We start from the raw sequence: 16,852 nt of genomic DNA on the forward strand, positions 1-16,852 counted from the left end.
GCGGCCGCGGCTCAGCGGCTCAGCGGCTCAGCGGCCGCCGGTCAGCTTGCGGTCGCGCTGCGCGACGCCGGCGGTCCCGTACGGGTAGTCGTCGACGCGCGGGCTGCTCGACGCGTCGAGGCGGGCCAGCTCGTCGTCGGTGAGCAGCTTCGCGAGGTCGGAGGCGCCGAGGTTGTCGTCGAGCTGCGTGACCGTGCGCGCGCCCAGGATCACCGAGGTCACGGCCGGCTGCCTCAGCAGCCACGCGAGCGACACCTGCGACGAGGAGGCGCCGTGCGCGTCCGCGACGGAGGCGACGGCCTCGATGGCCGACCAGGTCCGCTCGTCGCCGTTGCGCGCCTCCCACGCCTCCATGCCCCGCTTCGGGTCCTCGCCCAGGCGGGTCGCGCCGGTGGGTGCCTCGTCGCGACGGTACTTGCCGCTCAGCCAGCCGCCGGCGAGGGGCGACCACGGCAGCAGGCCGATGCCGGCGTCGAGCGAGGCCGGCACGATCTCGTGCTCTATGTCGCGGACGAGCAGGTTGTACTGCGGCTGCAGCGTGACGGGCGGCGCGAAGCCGAGCGCCTGGGCCCGGGCGACGGCCTTCGTCAGCTGCCAGCCGAGGTAGTTCGAGAAGCCGTAGTAGCCGATCTTGCCCGCGGTGATCGCGTCGTCGAGGAACCGCAGCGTCTCGTCGATCGGGGTGAAGGCGTCCCAGGCGTGCATCTGGTAGAGGTCGACGTGCTCCACGCCGAGCCGGCTGAGCGACGCGTCGAGCGCCGTCGCGAGGTGCCGGCGCGAGAGGCCGACGTCGTTGGGGCCGTCTCCCATCGGGAACCGCCCCTTCGTCGCGAGCACGACCTGCGCCGCCTCCGTGGGGTGCGAGGCGAGCCAGCGCCCGATGATCTCCTCCGAGGTCCCCGCCGTGTACACGTCGGCGGTGTCGACGAGCGTGCCGCCGGCCGCGACGAACGCGTCGAGGATCTGGTGAGAGGTGGTCTCGTCGGCTTCTGCGCCGAACGTCATGGTGCCCAGTGTCAGCTCCGACACGGAGGCACCGCTGTTCCCGAGGGTCCTGTAGTCCATGCCCCGACGCTACGCCGCGAGCTCGTGGCCGTGCCCGAGGAGGCGTCGGCCCGGCACCCGGGAGACGCTCGATACCAGGCGGTCGGGTGAGAGTCGCCCGAGACGAGCCTGCGAGGTAGCATCGCGGCATCGGTGGATCAGGCCGATGCGTGCGAGGTGCGTCGACCACCGGCCTCGTCGCCCACGAGAGCACCTCGTGCTCCGCCGCACCGCCTGGAGGGGCGCATGGCCAGTCCTGCGACGCCCACGGCCTGGACCCGCACGGGCTCCCGTCGCCCGGACTTCGACGACCCTCGGGTGCGCGGCGTCGAGACCGCAGACCCCGCGGTCGCGCACTCCATCATCAGCCGCATCTACCGTCTCCGCGACCTCACTCCCGAGGCCGGCCCCGACTTCAGCTTCGGCCGGGTCGTCTCCGGCGACGACCGGTTCGCGATGGGCCAGATCCACTACAGGGGACAGCTGCACGCCGTCAGCGAGCCGCTGCCCGAGTTCTTCTGCATCAGCCGCGTCCTGGGCGGCCGCTACGGCCTCGCGGACGGCAGGGCCGACCTGCGGGCACAGACGGGCGACCGCTTCGTGTTCCCCAGCGACCGCGTCAAGGAGCACCGCTGGGACGACATGCACCTCGGCCAGGTGATGCTCGACCGGGCCGCCGTGGAGCGCGAGCTCGCCGGCCTGTCGCTCACGACGCCGCCGGAGGGGCTGCAGACCCTCGCGATGGAGCCCGTCTCCGAGGCCCTGGGCGAGCACTGGGGCAGCACGACCCGGCACGTGCTCGACGGGGTGCTCTCGAACGACGCCGCGATGGCGAGCCCGCTGGTGCGGTCGGCCGCGTTCCGCTCGCTCGTGACGGCGTTCGTCGAGGCCTACGACACGAACGTGGTGGGGACGGGCCGGTCCTCCGACGCGCGTGCCCTGCCGTCCACCGTCCGTCGAGCGCTCGCCTTCGTCGAGGAGCACGCGCACGACGACATCGGGATCGTCGAGATCGCGGAGGCGGCCCGCCTGACCCCGAGAGGGCTGCAGCTGGCGTTCCGTCGCCACCTCGACACGACCCCGACGGCGGCCCTGCGCGCGGCTCGCCTGCGCGGTGCGCATGCCGACCTCGTGCTCGGCGACCCCACGCTCGGGCACACCGTGGCCGGGATCGCGCTGAGCTGGGGCTTCGCGAACCCCGGGCGGTTCGCCGCGCTCTACTCGACGCAGTTCGGCCGGACTCCGCGCGAGACCCTCGAGTCCTGAGCGGTCGACGGGGCCGAGGGCAGGGACGAGGGCGTCCGGCGACCCGATCCGGCGCCTCCTTCGCTCCCTGTCCTCCTCCTTCGTTTCGTGACCACCTGGTGGCCAGGAGGGCCCGACACGACGCAGAATGAGGGGGCCTCGCGATTTGGGTTCAGGATCGCGAGTCGTACACGCGGCAAGCGCAGGGACGTCGGGTCCCGGTCGCGGCCGCGAGGGGTGCGGGTGAGGGCGTCGGGTCCCCACTCGCACCCCCTTCTCTCCATCGCTCGAGACGTGGGGGCCGTAAGGTCGTCCCATGTCTGGCAGCACCTTCGGTGAACTCTTCCGCGTCACGAACTTCGGCGAGTCGCACGGCGTCGCCATCGGCTGCGTCATCGACGGGTGCCCTCCGGGCCTCGCCCTGACCGAGGCCGACATCCAGGGGGAGCTCGACCGCCGTCGCCCGGGCACCTCGCGCCACGTCACGCAGCGCAGGGAGCCCGACGCCGTCGAGATCCTGTCCGGCGTCTACGAGGGGCAGACCACGGGCACCCCGATCGCCCTCATGATCCGCAACGTCGACCAGCGCAGCAAGGACTACGGCAACATCCTCGACACGTTCCGCCCCGGCCACGCCGACTACACGTACTGGCGCAAGTACGGCGTGCGCGATCCTCGTGGCGGCGGCCGCTCCTCCGCCCGGCTCACCGCGCCGATGGTCGCCGCCGGCGCCGTCGCGCGCAAGTGGCTGCAGGAGCAGGGCGGCATCTCGTTCACCGGCTGGATGAGCCAGCTCGACGACATCGCCGTCCCCTTCACCGACGAGTCGCAGATCTCGCAGAACCCGTTCTTCGCCCCCGACGCGGCGATCGTGCCGCGGCTCGAGGAGCGCATGGACGAGCTGCGCCGGGCCGGCGACTCGTGCGGCGCCCGCATCGACGTGGTCGCCCGCAACGTGCCCGCGGGCCTCGGCGAGCCCCTGTTCTCCAAGCTCGACGCGGACATCGCCGCCGCGATGATGGGCATCAACGCCGTCAAGGGCGTCGAGATCGGGGCGGGCTTCGACAGCGTCTCGCAGCGCGGCAGCGAGCACGGCGACGCCCTGACCGCCGACGGCTTCGAGACGAACGACGCGGGCGGCGTGCTCGGCGGGATCTCGACCGGGCAGGACCTGAGGGTCTCGGTCGCGATCAAGCCGACGAGCTCGATCAGGACGCCCCAGCGCTCGATCGACCGCGCGGGGAACGAGACGAGCGTCGAGACCTTCGGACGGCACGACCCCTGCGTGGGCATCCGTGCGACGCCGATCGTGGAGGCGATGCTCGCCCTGGTCGTGATGGACCACGTGCTCGCGTTCCGGGCCCAGATCGGACCGGTGCCCTTCACGCCTCCCGGGGCCTGATCGGTGCAGCTCGGCCGAGCGTCCTGCTCAGCCGAGCCGCGCCTCCTGCAGGGCTGAGCCCTCCGGGGCTCAGTCGCGCGCGGACACGTCCGTGTGGACGAAGTTCGTCGCCGAGCGGCTCGCGGTCGGTCCGCGCTGGCCCTGGTACCGGGAGCCGTACTCGCCCGAGCCGTAGGGGTGGTCGGCCGGCGAGCTCAGCCGGAAGAAGCAGAGCTGCCCGATCTTCATGCCCGGCCAGAGCTTGATCGGCAGCGTCGCGACGTTCGACAGCTCGAGGGTGACGTGCCCGGTGAAGCCGGGGTCGATGAAGCCGGCCGTCGAGTGCGTCAGCAGGCCGAGGCGGCCCAACGAGCTCTTGCCCTCGAGGCGGGCGGCGACGTCGTCGGGCAGCGTGACGCGCTCGTAGGTGCTGCCGAGGACGAACTCGCCCGGGTGCAGGATGAACGGCTCGTCGGCGGGCGTCTCGACCAGGCGCGTCAGCTCGGGCTGCTCGGCGGCCGGGTCGATGAACGGGTACTTGTGGTTGTCGAACAGCCGGAACAGGCGGTCGAGCCGCACGTCGATGCTCGACGGCTGGATCAGCGAGGAGTCGTACGGGTCGAGGCCGATGCGCCCGGCGTCGAGCTCGAGCTTGATGTCGTGGTCGGAGAGCAGCACGCGGTCAGCCTAGTCAGCCGCCTGGTCCGCCTCGCTGCCCGGCGCCTCCTGCACCTCGTGGCTGACGATGGCGATGTGGGTGCGCACCTGGTGCTCGGCCGCGTCGCCGTCGCCGTCGGCGACCGCGCGCGCGGCCGCGACGTGGGCGTCGAGGGTGCCCGGCCAGGGGACGGCCGGCGTGAGGCCGAGGTCGGCGCGCCCCTCCAGGATCTCGCGGACCGGGGCGGCGAGCTCGGCGTACAGGAGGTTGCCGCTGGCGGCGAGCAGCAGCGAGTGGAACGCGACGTCGACCGCGAGGTACTCGGACGAGTCGCCCCGCCCGGCCCGGCCGAGGTCGTCGAGCTCGGAGGCGAGGCGCACGAGGCCCGCGCGCTGGTCGTCCGTGGCGTTCCGGGCCGCGAGCCGGGCGGCGGCCGGCTCGAGCGCGGCGCGCAGCTCCATCAGCTCGACGAGGTGCCGCTGCCGCAGCGGGCCGGCCAGGGTCCAGCGGATGAGCTGCGCGTCGAGCACCCGCCACGACGCCCGCGGCTGCACGGTCATCCCCACGCGGCGGCGTGACCGGATCAGGTCGAGCGACTCGAGGACGCGCACCGCCTCGCGCACGGCGGTCCGGGAGGCCCCGAACTCGAGCTCGAGCGCGGCGAGGGTGAGCACGCTGCCCACGGGGAGGTCGCCCGAGGCGATGCGGCCGCCGAGGGCCTGCACGAGCCGAGCGTGCGTCCCCTCGGGCCCGGGGCGAGATGTCATGAGGGTCATCCTGTCGTAGGCCGCGAGCTCGGCACGACTTGAAAAGTACTACCTTTGGTGGCACCCTGGCCTTCACCGCGGTCGCGCACCTCCTGTGCGCCTCGACCGCGGACTCGACGGGCGCAGCCCACGGTATTCAACGGAGAAGATCGACATGGACGACTGGACACAGACCCTGGGGGCGGCACCGCTGCTCGCGATCGCCGCGGGGGCGATCGCCTTGATCCTGGTGCTCGTCATCAAGTTCAAGCTGCACGCGTTCCTCACCCTCGTCATCGTCGCGGCGCTCACGGCCCTCGCGACGGGCATCCCCACGGGCGCCATCGCCGACCTGCTCGTCACGAGCTTCGGCAGCACCCTCGGCTCCGTCGCGCTGCTCGTCGGCCTCGGGGCCATGCTCGGGCGGCTCGTCGAGTCGTCGGGCGGCGCCCGGGTGCTCGCCGACCGCATGGTCGACGTCTTCGGGGAGAAGCGCGCGCCGTTCGCCCTCGGCCTCGCCTCGCTGATCATGGGCTTCCCGATCTTCTTCGACGCCGGCCTGATCGTCATGCTGCCGATCGTCTTCGCCGTGGCCCGGCGCATGGGCGGCAAGTCGCTGCTGCTCTACGGCATCAGCTCCGCCGCGGCCTTCTCGGTCATGCACGTGTTCCTGCCGCCGCACCCCGGCCCGGTCTCGGCGACCGAGCTGCTCGGCGCCGACCTCGGCATCGTGCTCGTCGCGGGCCTCGTCATCGTGTTCCCCGTCTGGTACGTGTCGGGCTACCTGTGGGCCAAGTACGTCAACAAGCGCATCCCGCTGCCCGTGCTGTCCCTCTTCGGCAGCGAGAAGGACGACGTCCACGCCGCGAACCCGCCCAAGGCCGGCACGGTCATGGCCGTCCTCGCCGTCCCGCTCGTCCTGATCCTGCTGAACACCGGGCTCAGCTCGCTCGGCTCCGTGGGGGTCGTCGACCCCGACGCCACCTGGGTGCAGGCGCTCGTCCTGATCGGCACCAGCGGCATCGCGCTGCTCATCTCCGTCCTCGTCGCGGCCGTCGTCCTGGGCCGGGCCCGCGGCGTCGGCGGCAGTGCTCTCGAGAAGGTGCTCGACAGCGCGCTCGGCCCGATCTGCTCGGTCGTGCTCATCACCGGCGCCGGCGGCATGTTCGGCGGCGTCCTCCGCGCCTCGGGCATCGGCGACGCCCTCGCCGACGTGCTGGGCGACCTCGGACTGCCGGTCATCGTGGCCGCGTGGATCATCGCCGCGATCCTCCGCCTCGCCCAGGGCTCGGCGACCGTGGCCCTCGTCACCGCCGCGGGCCTCGTGGCCCCGGCCGTCGCCCTGGCCGACCTCAACGCCGTCCAGCTGGCCGCCGTCGTGCTCGCCACGGCTGCGGGCTCGGTCTTCGCCGGCCACGTCAACGACTCGGGCTTCTGGCTCGTCGGCCGGCTGATGGGCATGGACGTGAAGACCACCCTGCGCGTGTGGACCGTGCAGCAGGGCGTCGAGTCCGTGCTCGGCTTCGCCGCGGCGCTGCTCGTCTTCGCCGTCGGCTCGCTGGTCTGACCGACCGCCCGGGCCGTCCCGACGGCCCGGGCCGTCCCGACGGCCCGGGCCGTCCCGACGGCCCGGGCCGTCCCGACCGCATCGACCACGCCGACCGTCCGGACCGCCCGGAACCACCAAGGAGAACCATGACCTCGTCCCTGTTCGACCTCACCGGCCGGCTCGCCCTCGTGACCGGCTCCTCCCGCGGACTCGGTCGCTCGTTCGCCCTGGCGCTGGCGGAGGCGGGGGCCGAGGTGATCGTGCACGGTCGCGACGCCGGTGCGCTGCGCGAGACCCAGGACGCCCTCGAGGCGGCCACGGGGACGCGGCCCGCGACGACGGTCTTCGACGTCACCGAGGCCGCGTCCGTCGAGGCGGCCGTCGGGGAGCTCGTGGCCGAGCACGGCATGCCCGACGTCCTGGTCAACAACGCCGGCGTGCAGAAGCGCGCGCCGTTCACCGAGTTCCCCGTCGAGGACTGGGACGCCGTCGTCGCCACCAACCTGTCGAGCGTGTTCTACGTCTCGCGGTTCGTCGCGCCCGGGATGGTCGAGCGCGGCTCGGGGAAGATCGTCAACGTGGCGAGCGTGCAGTCGATGCTGGCGCGCGAGACCATCGCGCCGTACTCGGCGAGCAAGGGCGGGGTCGCCCAGCTGAGCCGCGGCATGGCGGCCGACGTGGCCCGGCACGGGGTACAGGTGAACACCCTGTCGCCCGGCTACTTCGCGACCGAGATGAACACGGCCCTCTGGCAGGACGAGACCTTCGACTCCTGGCTGCGGCAGCGCACGCCGGCGCGTCGCTGGGGCCGCGTCGAGGAGCTCACGGGGACGCTGATCTACCTCGCGTCGAGCGCGAGCGACTTCGTCTCGGGGCAGAACATCTTCGTCGACGGCGGCATGACGAGCGTCGTCTGACGCGCGTCGTCCCCGTGCGTCGTCCGACGAGCACGCAGAACCGACCCGCCCACAGAGGAGAACGACCGTGAAGACCATCCAGATCGACTCCGCGACCGTCCTGACGGAGCGCGAGGTCCCGACGCCCGAGCCCGGCGAGGGCGAGGTGCGCCTCCGCGTCGACTTCGTCGGCATCTGCGGCTCCGACCTGCACTACTACTTCGAGGGTGCCAACGGTGCCTTCGTCGTCGAGGAGCCCCTCGCCCCCGGCCACGAGCTGTCGGGACGCGTCGACCTCGACCCGAGCGGCGAGTGGGCACCCGGGACCCCCGTCACCGTGCACCCTGCCCGGTTCGGCACCCCGACCGAGGGCACCGAGGAGGCGCCGCACCTGTGGCCCGGCGGCTCCTACCTGGGCAGCGCCTCGACGCACCCGCACACGCAGGGCGCCCTCAGCGAGTACCTCGTGGTCGACGCGGGCATGCTGCGGGCGTTGCCCGCCACGCTGCCGCTCGAGCGCGCGGCCCTGGCCGAGCCGCTCGCCGTCGCCCTGCACGCCGTCAGCCGGGTCGGCGACGTCCGGGGCGCCCGGGTCCTCGTCTCCGGGGCCGGCCCGATCGGCCTGCTCGCCGCCGCCGCGGCCCGTGCCCGCGGTGCGGCGCACGTGACCGTCGTCGACGTCCTGCCCGAGCCCCTGGCCAGGGCGCTCGCCGTGGGCGCCGACCAAGTCCTCCGGCTCGGGGAGGACGCCGTCCCCGCCGACTCGTTCGACGTCGTGCTCGAGTGCTCGGGCGCCGCGCCGGCCGTCAGCGCCGCCTTCGTCGCCGCCCGTCGCCTCGGCGTCGTCGCGCAGGTCGGGATGGTGCCGGACGTCGCCCGCCCGGTCAACCTCGCGCCCGCGATCTCGAAGGAGCTCACCGTGCTCGGCGTCTTCCGGTTCCGGGACGAGATCGACGAGGCCGTGCGGATGCTCGACGCCGACCCGTCGCTCGGCGCGGTCGTCACGCACGTCGTCGACAGTGCCGACGCGGCCCGGGCCTTCGACGTCGCCCGGGACTCGTCGGTCAGCGGCAAGGTGCTCGTCGCCGCCTGGCCCGACAGGCCGTAGGAGGCGCCGGTCGCGCCACGGGACGGAGCCGGCGAGCCTGGTCCCGCCCCGCAGGGGAGGATGGAGGCATGCGCGCCGTCACCGTCCCCGTTCCCGGAGGGCCCTCCGCCCTCGTCGTCAGCGAAGTCCCCGAGCCCGTCGCCGGCCCCCACGAGGTCGTGATCGACGTCGCCGCCGCGGGCGTGAACCGCGCCGACGTCTCGCAGCGCGAGGGGCACTACCCGTCGCCGGCCGGGGCGCCCGCGTGGCCGGGGCTCGAGGTGAGCGGCACCGTCGTGAGCGTGGGCAGCGAGGTGACGGGCGCCTCCCTGGGCGACTACGTCCTGGCGCTGCTGTCCGGCGGCGGCTACGCCGACCGCGTGGCCGTCGACGAGGGCTTGCTGCTGCCCTACGCGAAGGGGCTCGACCTGGTCGAGGCGGCGGGGCTGCCCGAGGCGCTCGCGACCGTGTGGTCGAACGTGTTCATGTCGGCCGGGCTGCGGCCGGGCGAGACCCTGCTGGTGCACGGCGGGTCGAGCGGCGTCGGGTCGATCGCGATCCAGCTCGCCGTGGCCCTCGGCTCCACCGTCTACGCGACCGCCGGCTCGGCCGAGAAGACCGCGTTCTGCGAGCAGCTCGGCGCGGCCCGCGGCATCGACTACAAGCAGGAGGACTTCGTCGAGGTCGTCCACGAGCTCACCGACGGGCGCGGCGTCGACGTCGTGCTCGACCTCGTCGGCGGCGACTACCTGGCGCGCGACGTCGAGGCGGTCGCCCCCGGGGGCCGCGTCATGGTGATCGCGACGCAGGGCGGCACGGCCGCGACGATCGACGTGGGGCGGCTGATGGCCGCGCGCGCACGCATCTGGGGCACGACCCTGCGTGCCCGCCCCCTCGAGGAGCGGCGCGCGATCATGGCCGAGGTCCGCGAGCACGTCTGGCCGCTCGTCGCCGCCGGCACGGTGCGCCCGGTGCTCGACAGCGTCTACCCGCTCGAGTTCGCCGCGACCGCCCACAAGCGCATGGAGTCGGGGCAGCACCTCGGCAAGATCGTGCTCGCGGTGCGCTGAGGGCCGTGCGCCCGGTCGATGTCAGTCCTCGTCGTCGTCGCCGGGGATGTGCACGTCGGCCACGGACACGTTGACCTCGGCGACGTCCATGCCGACGAGCTGCTCGATGGCGGCCGCGACGGACTCGCGGACCTGGTCGGCGACCTGGCTGATGGCGACGGGGTACTCGACGACGATCGTGACGTCGGCCGCGACCTGGGTCTCGCCGACCTCGACGCGGACTCCCTGGCCGAGGTCCGTGCTGCCGACGACGTCGCGGAGGGCGCCGAAGGCGCGGGCCGCCCCGCCGCCGAGGGCGTGCACGCCGGGCACCTCACGGGCGGCGATGCCCGCGACCTTGGCGACGACGGCGTCGGCGACGACCGTGCGGCCGGGCGTGGGGCCGTCCGTCGCGAGGCCGGTCGGCGTCGTGGCGGCGGTGGGGGTGGTCGGGGTGGTGTCGGCCATGGTGGCTCCGTTCTGCGAGAGGCTGGTGTAGTCATGGACGAGACGCACGACGCGACCTGATCGTCACGGAATCCGTCCCAGTCGTTCCATCGAACGCCCTGCCGGGGCTCGCCGCACAGAGGAGGCACCGTGTCGATCGACCTCACCGAGGCTGCCGACGGCACGCTCGCGTCCCGTGCCGCGGAGGGCGACGAACGGGCCTTCGAGGTGCTGCTGCGGCGCCACCTCGGGCTGATGACCGCCTACGCGACGCGGCTGACCTCGTCCCGGGCCGACGCCTCCGACGCGGTGCAGGAGGCGTCGATCACCATCTGGCGTGAGCTCCCGGGCCTGCAGACCCCCGACGCCGTCCGCGGCTGGATGATGACGATCGTGTCGCGCAAGGCGTTCGACCTGATCCGTCGTCGCCGTCCCGCCGCCGACGTCGACGAGCTGGAGGTGCCCTCGACCGACGGCGCCCACGACGACCCCGAACGGCGGGCACAGTCGTCCGACGCGATGGTCGCGCTGCGCCAGGCGCTCGACCGGCTGCCCGCCGCCCAGCGCCGCGTGTGGACCATGCGCGAGGTCGGCGGCGAGTCGTACGCTGACATCGCGGAGCGGACCGGCTCGTCCGTGACCGCCGTGAGGGGCCAGCTCGCCCGTGCCCGAGAGTCACTGACCCGAGAGATGGAGGCCTGGCGATGAGCGACCCGACGCCCTTCTCGCCCTCCGCGCAGCCGAGCGACGGCCCCGCCGAGGGCCCGCTGACGGGCGTCGGCTCGGGCTCGGGGGCCGACTCGGTCCCGACCGAGCGGCTCGCCGACTACCTCGACGCCGGCCGTGAGCCGTACGACCCGCTCATCGAGGACGACCCCGAGTGCCTGGCGCAGCTCCTCGCGCTCGAGCGGCTGCGGGCGCTGTCGTCCGAGCTCGTCGAGAGCGACGTCGCGACGGCTCCGGCACCCGACCCGTCGTGGATCGCGAGCGTCATGGACCGCGTCCGGCTCGAGTCGCGCACGGGGCGCGACATCCCGCTCGCGTCGCCCGACGTCCGCAGCACCCTGCACATCACCGAGGGCGCGGTGCGCTCGCTCGTCCGCGAGGCCGGCGACGCGGTGCCGGGTGCCGTCGTCATCTCGTGCGGGCTGGCCGGCGACGTGGGCGTCGTCGACGCGCCGATCAGGGTCGACGTGGCGGTGAGCGTCGTCTACGGCGCCGACCTGCGGCGAGTCGCCGAGCTCGTGCGCGAGGCCGTGTCCGAGGCGCTCGCTCGGCAGACCGAGATCGTCGTCGAGTCCCTCGACGTCACCGTGCGCGACGTGCACCTCGAGGCCCGAGAGGCAGGACTGTGATGGACGACCCGACGATCGACGACCGTGCTGGTACGGGCGCAGGCCCGGCCGCGGGTGCGGCCGCAGGCCCGGCCGTGGGTGCCGACGGCGTCGCGACCGTGCCGCAGGACCGGCTCGACGACCTCGCGCTCGAGCTCGGGGCGCTGGCGGCGGAGACGGACGGCGTCGCCCGCGTGCACGCCCGGCCTGGTGCGGTCGAGATCGCCCGCCAGGCGCTCGGCGGACTCCGGGCAGCCGTCGCCAGCGTGACCGGTGCGGCCGGCGCGGTCGTGACCGGTGCCGCCGCGGCCGGCGTGCCCGCCTCGGCCGGCGCGGCCGACGGGACCCCAGGTCGGCCGAGGCCGCTCGTGACGCTCGCCGTCACCGACGACGAGACGCGGGTGGTGCTCGACCTCGCCGTGGACGACGCCGCCTCGGGGCCGGCGGTCGCGCGGGCGGTCGCGGCTCGCCTCCTCGGGCACCTCGAGGCGCAGCAGCTGCCGGCCCCGACGATCGACGTCCGCATCGTCGGCACCTCGTCGTAGCCGGGGGCGGACAGCGCGGGGAGGCGCGCCTACCGTCGAGGGGACCACGACCGACCGAGGAGGTCACCATGAGCAGCGTCCCCATCACCCCGCAGAACCCCGACTCGAACCCCGACGACGCCCAGAAGTGGGACCAGGTGCTGAAGGGCGAGGACTACGACCTCGACGCCGACGGCTCGGTCGACGACGACGTCGAGCAGCGCGCCGACGGCGACCGGGGCGGCGACGACGCCCCGACGCAGGCGCCCTCGCCCGACGAGGTCTGACCCGCGTCGACGAACGCACGGGACCGCCCGCCGTCCCCGACGACGGGCGGTCCCGTGCCGTGTCCCACGGCGGCGAGCTACTCCTCCGAGACGCCCTTGCTGACGTCGGTCGGCGCGTCGAACGAGTCTCCGTCGAGCGCCTCGAGCGCCGACACGACGTCGTCGGGCGCGCCCTGCTCCCTCGCCGTGGCGATCAGGTCCTCCTTCGAGACCGGGTAGTCCACGCCGCTGAGGTACTTCTGCATCTGGATGGGGTTCGGGGTGTCGGCCATGACGGTCGCCTCCTTCATCTCGGGGTGGCCCGGCCGGGTCCGGCCGGGGTGTCGAGGTCGACCAGGTCTGTCGCCTCGACGTCGCGGCGCTCCACGGTGGTGGGCGCCTCGAGGTGGACGGCACCGCTGGGGACGATGCCCGCGCCTCCTCGTGCCTGCATGACGCGCCACTGGGCGGCGACGTCCTCGCCCGCGTGGTCGCGCGGCAGGTCGTCCCAGAACCCGAAGCCGCCGGCCTCGAGCAGGACGTCCCTGCGGTACAGCGCGCAGCCCCCGACCCAGGCCACCCGGTAGGCCTCCCAGCCGCCCTCGGGCACGCCGAGCCGAGCCGCCTCGTGGACGAGGTTCGCGGCGTTGTGCAGCCGCCAGCGGGAGAACGCGGGCGTGTCCCGCCGGACGCGCTCGGGCAGCACCTCGCCGGACCAGAGCTCGAAGGCCTCCCGTTCGTGCGGCCGGACGTCGTCCAGGTACGACAGGCCCTGCACCGCCGAGCCGACGAAGCCGCAGCCGAGCCGGTCCAGGGCGTCGTGCATCCGGTGGAGAGCGCCGGGCTCGAGCCAGACGTCGTCGTCGAGGAACAGCACCTCGGGTGCCGTCGCCCGCTCGAGCAGCGACTGGCGGTGCTCGGCGAGGCCCCGACGCGGCAGGTGGACGTGCGTCTCGACGGAGCGTCCCTGCGCGCGCAGCACCCGCACCATGGCCTGCGCCGCCGGGTGCGCCCAGTCGGGCTCGCCCTCGGACTGGTCGCTGACCACGACCGAGAACGGCGGGTCGTCCTGGGCGGCGAGCCCGGCGAGCGTGACCGCCAGCTCTGCCGGGCGGTCGGCGGTGGGCACGAGCACGTCGACGAGCGCAGGAGGCGCCCCCTGCGCGTCGAGGACCGATCCCGACGCCGACGCCCACGCCCCCGACCAGCGCCGGCTGCCGCTCACGCGCGTCCCCGTCCCGGGCCGTCGCCGTCGGCGCCGGCACCGTGCGACTGGCGGATGCGGTCGACGATGCCCGTCGTCGAGTGGTCGGCGACGTAGTCGAGGATGCGCACCTCGCCGCCTCCCTCGACGACCGAGGCCGTCTCCTCGAGCATCTGCGGCGTGTAGTCGCCGCCCTTCGCGTAGAGGTCGGGTCGGACGCGACGGATCAGGGGGATCGGCGTGTCCGTGGCGAACGACGTGACGTAGTCGACGCAGCTCAGCGCGGACAGCACGCCGGCCCGGTCGGCCAGCGCGTTGATCGGTCGGCCGGGGCCCTTGAGACGCCGGGTCGAGTCGTCGTCGTTGAGCGCGACGACGAGCACGTCCCCGAGCTGCTTCGCCTGCGTCAGGTAGGTGGTGTGGCCTCGGTGCAGCACGTCGAAGCAGCCGTTCGTGAGGACGACGCGTCGGCCCGCCGCCCGCTCCTCGTCGAGCCGGCGCGCCAGCTCGTCCAGGCCCAGCATGAGGTCGCCGGTGCGGTCGACGTGCCCGACGAGGTCGTCCGTCGAGCACACGGAGGTGCCGAAGCGCCGCACGACGACGTCCGCCGCCGCCTGCGCCAGGTCGACGCTCGTCGTCAGCGGGAGGCCGGCTGCCCGTCCGACGGTCAGCGCGGCGACGAACGAGTCGCCCGCGCCGGAGGCCTGCCGCTCGCGCGCCCGACGCGCCCAGGTCCGGTGCTGCACCCGCGCCTCCTGCGGGCTGCCGTCGCCGCGGTCGAGGGCGACGTCGGGCTGACCCGCCGTCGCGCCGCCGTGCACGAGCAGCATCGACCCGTCGTGGTCGAGCGTCGCGACGACGGCGGCCGCCCCCGAGCGCTCGAGCAACGAGGAGGCGGCGGCCTCGACGCGCTCGACGCGGACGTCGGTGGGCAGCGAGTCGCCGATCGCGATCCCCGCGAGGGCCCCGCTCTCGCCCGCGTTCGGCGTGACGAGGTCGGGCCGCAGCCGCGCCCAGGGAGCGAGGTCGTGCGCGTCGACCACGACGAGCGGCGGGCGGTCGGCGGCGGGCCGGGCGACGAGGGCGTCGAGCACGAGGCCGGTGAGGCACCCGGAGGCGTAGTCGCAGACGAGCTCGGCGTCGGCGCCGTGGGCCTGCGCGAGCGCGGCCTCGGCGAGCATCGCGAGGGAGGCGGCCGGCGCGGGCTCCGACTCCACGTCGTCCAGCCGGATGAGCACCTGGTCGTCGACGAGCACCCGGTTCTTCGCGACGGTGGCACGGCCGCGCACGCGCACCACTCCCGTGGTGTCGACGCCGTGCGAGGCGAGCAGCTCGGTGAGCCGTCGGCCGGCCTCGTCGTCGCCGACGATCCCCGCGAGCCGCACCCGCGCGCCCAGGGCGGCGAGGTTGACCGCCGTGTTGGCGGCGCCGCCCGGCACGAACCGGCGGTCGGCCACCTCGACGACGGGCACGGGAGCCTCGCGCGTCATGCGCTCGGTCGTGCCCTGCCACCAGCCGTCGAGCACGAGGTCGCCGACGACGCTGACGACCGGGGCGGCGTCGCGCAGGGCGCGCACCACCTCGGGGCTCAGCCCCCGGACCTGGCCGAGGTCGATCGGGCCCGCCACGTCAGTCGCCCTCGGCGGGGGAGGAGGGGTGCACGCGGGGCTCGGCGTCGTCCTCACCCCTGCCGGTGCCGGTGTGCGCCGTGTCGTCGGGGTCGCCGCCCTCGGCGGGCTCCTGCGGGTGCCGGGTGCGGCCTGTAGAGGTGCCGGTCGTGGCGGCGCCGTGCGGCGCCTCGGCCGAGTCCTGGCCCCCGACCTGGTCGCCCGCGGCGAGCGGTGCCGAGGAGGTGCCCCGCACCTCCTGGTGCCCGCCGTCGGCCGCGAGCACGGGGACCCCGTAGTGCACGACCTTCGTCAGCGTCAGCTCGTCGAGCAGCTCGGGGCCGTAGCCGTAGCCGGAGCCGCTCTCGCCGCGCGGCTGGGCTGATCCGCCCGGTGCTCCGCCGAAGACGGCGTTGATCTTGACGGTGCCGACGGGCAGGTCGGCCAGAGCCCGGTTCGCGTGCGCGATCGAGCCCGTGAGCACGGTCGCCGCGAGCCCGTGGCGGTCGTGGCAGGCGAGGCGCAGGGCCTCGTCGAAGTCGTCGACGACCTGCACGGGGGCGACGGGGCCGAAGGTCTCCTCCTGCATGATCGTCATGTGCGGCCGACAGCCCGTCAGCACCGTGGCGGGCCACCACGACCCCGGGCCCTCGGGGGTCGTGCCGCCGATCTCGACCGTCGCCCCGTCGGCGACGGCCTCGTCGACCTGGCGCTGCACCTCGGCACGGAGGCGGGCGTCGACGAGCGGGCCCATCTCGAGCCGGTCGTGGCGCCGGGCCGCCTCGGCGACGAGCGCCTCGACGAATGCGGCGGCGACGTCCCGGTGCACGAAGATGCGCTCCACGCTGGTGCAGATCTGGCCCGCGTTGGCGAACGAGCCGATCGCCGCCTGCTCCGCCGCCCAGACGGGGTCGACGTCGCCGTCGACGATGAGGGCGTCGTTGCCGCCGTTCTCGAGCACGACGTGGGCGCCGGTCAGCGCGGCCATGCGCGCGATGCGCCGGCCCGTCGCGGTCGAGCCGACGTGGGCGACGGCGTCGACGCCCGGCTGCTCGGTGAGCGCGGCGCCCACGCCGCCGCCTCCCGAGACGGTGACGAGCACGTCGGGCGGCAGCGTCTCGGCGAGCACGCGGCCGAGCAGCTCGCCGACGTGCGGGCAGCGCTCGCTCGGCTTGTGCACGACCGTGCTGCCCGTGACGAGCGCGGCACCGATCAGGCCGCAGGCGACGGCGACGGGGTCGTTCCAGGGGGTGATCGCCGCGACGACGCCCCGGGGCTGGTCGATCGTGAAGTCGGCGGACTCTCGGCCCCCGACGAGGCTGAGGCCGCGGTGCACGGGCCCGAGCTCGGCGTACTGGCGCAGGGTGTCGGCACCGGCGAGCACCCCGCCGAGGGAGTCGTCGAACGGCTTGCCGGTCTCGCGCTGGTTGAGCGCGGCGAGCTCGGCGGCGTGCTCGCGGAGGGCCGCGGCGGCGCCGTGCAGCTGGGCGCCGCGGTCCGCGGCGGGCGTGCGCTCCCAGCCGTGCTGGGCGGCCCTCGCCCGGCGCACGGCCTCGACGACCTCGTCGCGGTCGGCCTCGCGGATCTCGCCCACCGTCGACCCGTCGCTGGGGTCGAGGACGGTCAGCACGCCGCCGGCCGCCGACGTGCCGACGGCGGGGCCGGGCCGGTGGTCGTGCGCGTCGTCGTGCGGGCGCGCGTCGACGGCGTCGTCGGGGCGGGTGCCAGGGGCCCAGGTCGTCATGGAGGCGTCCTCTCGTGTCGGTGCTCGTGCCCTACCCCGGCTCGGCGCGCCTCACACGTGGTCGGCGTCGG

Annotated in this window: 18 protein-coding genes; 10 read left to right on the forward strand and 8 right to left on the reverse strand. The window is 74.4% G+C overall.

What is annotated here, in order from left to right; translation table 11 throughout:
• Positions 1-27 precede the first annotated feature (27 nt).
• Positions 28-1,065, reverse strand: coding sequence for an aldo/keto reductase (locus EDF18_RS13710; RefSeq protein WP_123548401.1), 1,038 nt, complete (start codon positions 1,063-1,065; stop codon positions 28-30).
• A gap of 225 nt (positions 1,066-1,290) precedes the next feature.
• On the opposite strand from EDF18_RS13710, the gene EDF18_RS13715 reads away from it, so the two are divergent.
• The gene (locus tag EDF18_RS13715; RefSeq protein WP_123548402.1) at positions 1,291-2,310 is read left to right on the forward strand and encodes a helix-turn-helix transcriptional regulator; all 1,020 of its coding nucleotides are present in this window, start codon (positions 1,291-1,293) and stop codon (positions 2,308-2,310) included.
• Positions 2,311-2,605: 295 nt separating this feature from the next.
• Positions 2,606-3,691: a chorismate synthase gene (gene aroC, locus EDF18_RS13720; RefSeq protein WP_123548403.1), complete on the forward strand. Its 1,086-nt coding sequence runs from the start codon at positions 2,606-2,608 to the stop codon at positions 3,689-3,691.
• A 69-nt stretch (positions 3,692-3,760) separates the two neighbouring features.
• Here the strand turns inward: aroC and dcd are convergent, their stop codons facing one another.
• A complete protein-coding gene (gene dcd, locus EDF18_RS13725) occupies positions 3,761-4,348 on the reverse strand; it encodes a dCTP deaminase (RefSeq protein WP_123548404.1) in 588 nt (195 codons plus the stop codon).
• Positions 4,349-4,357: 9 nt separating this feature from the next.
• Positions 4,358-5,095, reverse strand: coding sequence for a FadR/GntR family transcriptional regulator (locus EDF18_RS13730; protein WP_123548580.1), 738 nt, complete (start codon positions 5,093-5,095; stop codon positions 4,358-4,360).
• Positions 5,096-5,249: 154 nt separating this feature from the next.
• Here EDF18_RS13730 and EDF18_RS13735 point away from each other — a divergent pair, with 154 nt between their 5' ends.
• The 4 genes from EDF18_RS13735 to EDF18_RS13750 all read left to right on the forward strand — a co-directional run bounded on the left by EDF18_RS13735 (position 5,250) and on the right by EDF18_RS13750 (position 9,676).
• Positions 5,250-6,641: a GntP family permease gene (locus EDF18_RS13735; RefSeq protein ID WP_123548405.1), complete on the forward strand. Its 1,392-nt coding sequence runs from the start codon at positions 5,250-5,252 to the stop codon at positions 6,639-6,641.
• A 128-nt stretch (positions 6,642-6,769) separates the two neighbouring features.
• Positions 6,770-7,540 (forward strand): SDR family oxidoreductase, encoded by a 771-nt coding sequence (locus EDF18_RS13740; protein WP_123548406.1) that lies wholly within the window; start codon positions 6,770-6,772, stop codon positions 7,538-7,540.
• A gap of 67 nt (positions 7,541-7,607) precedes the next feature.
• Positions 7,608-8,627, forward strand: a complete 1,020-nt coding sequence (locus EDF18_RS13745; protein ID WP_123548407.1) for a zinc-binding dehydrogenase — start codon at positions 7,608-7,610, stop codon at positions 8,625-8,627.
• Between the two features lie 68 nt (positions 8,628-8,695).
• Positions 8,696-9,676 carry an NAD(P)H-quinone oxidoreductase gene (locus EDF18_RS13750; protein WP_123548408.1) on the forward strand — a complete coding sequence of 327 codons (981 nt, stop codon included), beginning with the start codon at positions 8,696-8,698 and terminating at the stop codon, positions 9,674-9,676.
• 21 nt (positions 9,677-9,697) lie between these two features.
• On the opposite strand, the gene EDF18_RS13755 is transcribed toward EDF18_RS13750, so the two are convergent.
• Positions 9,698-10,123, reverse strand: coding sequence for an Asp23/Gls24 family envelope stress response protein (locus EDF18_RS13755; protein WP_123548581.1), 426 nt, complete (start codon positions 10,121-10,123; stop codon positions 9,698-9,700).
• 129 nt (positions 10,124-10,252) lie between these two features.
• On the opposite strand from EDF18_RS13755, the gene EDF18_RS13760 reads away from it, so the two are divergent.
• From EDF18_RS13760 to EDF18_RS13775, 4 genes are all read left to right on the forward strand, one after another.
• A complete protein-coding gene (locus tag EDF18_RS13760; RefSeq protein WP_123548409.1) occupies positions 10,253-10,810 on the forward strand; it encodes an RNA polymerase sigma factor in 558 nt (185 codons plus the stop codon).
• Complete coding sequence (locus EDF18_RS13765; protein ID WP_123548410.1) at positions 10,807-11,457, forward strand: Asp23/Gls24 family envelope stress response protein; 651 nt, start codon at positions 10,807-10,809, stop codon at positions 11,455-11,457. The genes EDF18_RS13760 and EDF18_RS13765 overlap by 4 nt, the downstream gene beginning before the upstream one ends.
• Positions 11,457-11,981, forward strand: coding sequence for a hypothetical protein (locus EDF18_RS13770; RefSeq protein WP_123548411.1), 525 nt, complete (start codon positions 11,457-11,459; stop codon positions 11,979-11,981). Before EDF18_RS13765 ends, EDF18_RS13770 begins: the two co-directional genes overlap by 1 nt.
• 68 nt (positions 11,982-12,049) lie before the next feature.
• Positions 12,050-12,247: a hypothetical protein gene (locus tag EDF18_RS13775; protein WP_123548412.1), complete on the forward strand. Its 198-nt coding sequence runs from the start codon at positions 12,050-12,052 to the stop codon at positions 12,245-12,247.
• Between the two features lie 77 nt (positions 12,248-12,324).
• Here EDF18_RS13775 and EDF18_RS13780 read toward each other — a convergent pair whose 3' ends face one another.
• Genes EDF18_RS13780 through EDF18_RS13795 form a run of 4 tightly spaced genes read right to left on the reverse strand, consistent with a single transcriptional unit; the run spans position 12,325 to position 16,781 of the window.
• A complete protein-coding gene (locus EDF18_RS13780; RefSeq protein WP_123548582.1) occupies positions 12,325-12,519 on the reverse strand; it encodes a DUF2795 domain-containing protein in 195 nt (64 codons plus the stop codon).
• Between the two features lie 14 nt (positions 12,520-12,533).
• The gene (locus tag EDF18_RS13785) at positions 12,534-13,451 is read right to left on the reverse strand and encodes a glycosyltransferase family A protein (RefSeq protein ID WP_123548413.1); all 918 of its coding nucleotides are present in this window, start codon (positions 13,449-13,451) and stop codon (positions 12,534-12,536) included.
• Positions 13,448-15,058: a D-glycero-beta-D-manno-heptose 1-phosphate adenylyltransferase gene (rfaE2, locus tag EDF18_RS13790; protein ID WP_233569176.1), complete on the reverse strand. Its 1,611-nt coding sequence runs from the start codon at positions 15,056-15,058 to the stop codon at positions 13,448-13,450. Before rfaE2 ends, EDF18_RS13785 begins: the two co-directional genes overlap by 4 nt.
• Position 15,059: 1 nt before the next feature.
• Positions 15,060-16,781: an aldehyde dehydrogenase gene (locus tag EDF18_RS13795; RefSeq protein WP_123548415.1), complete on the reverse strand. Its 1,722-nt coding sequence runs from the start codon at positions 16,779-16,781 to the stop codon at positions 15,060-15,062.
• Positions 16,782-16,852: the final 71 nt, after the last annotated feature.

Origin of the sequence: Frigoribacterium sp. PhB107, from assembly GCF_003751515.1 — a bacterium.
Lineage (GTDB): Bacteria > Actinomycetota > Actinomycetes > Actinomycetales > Microbacteriaceae > Frigoribacterium.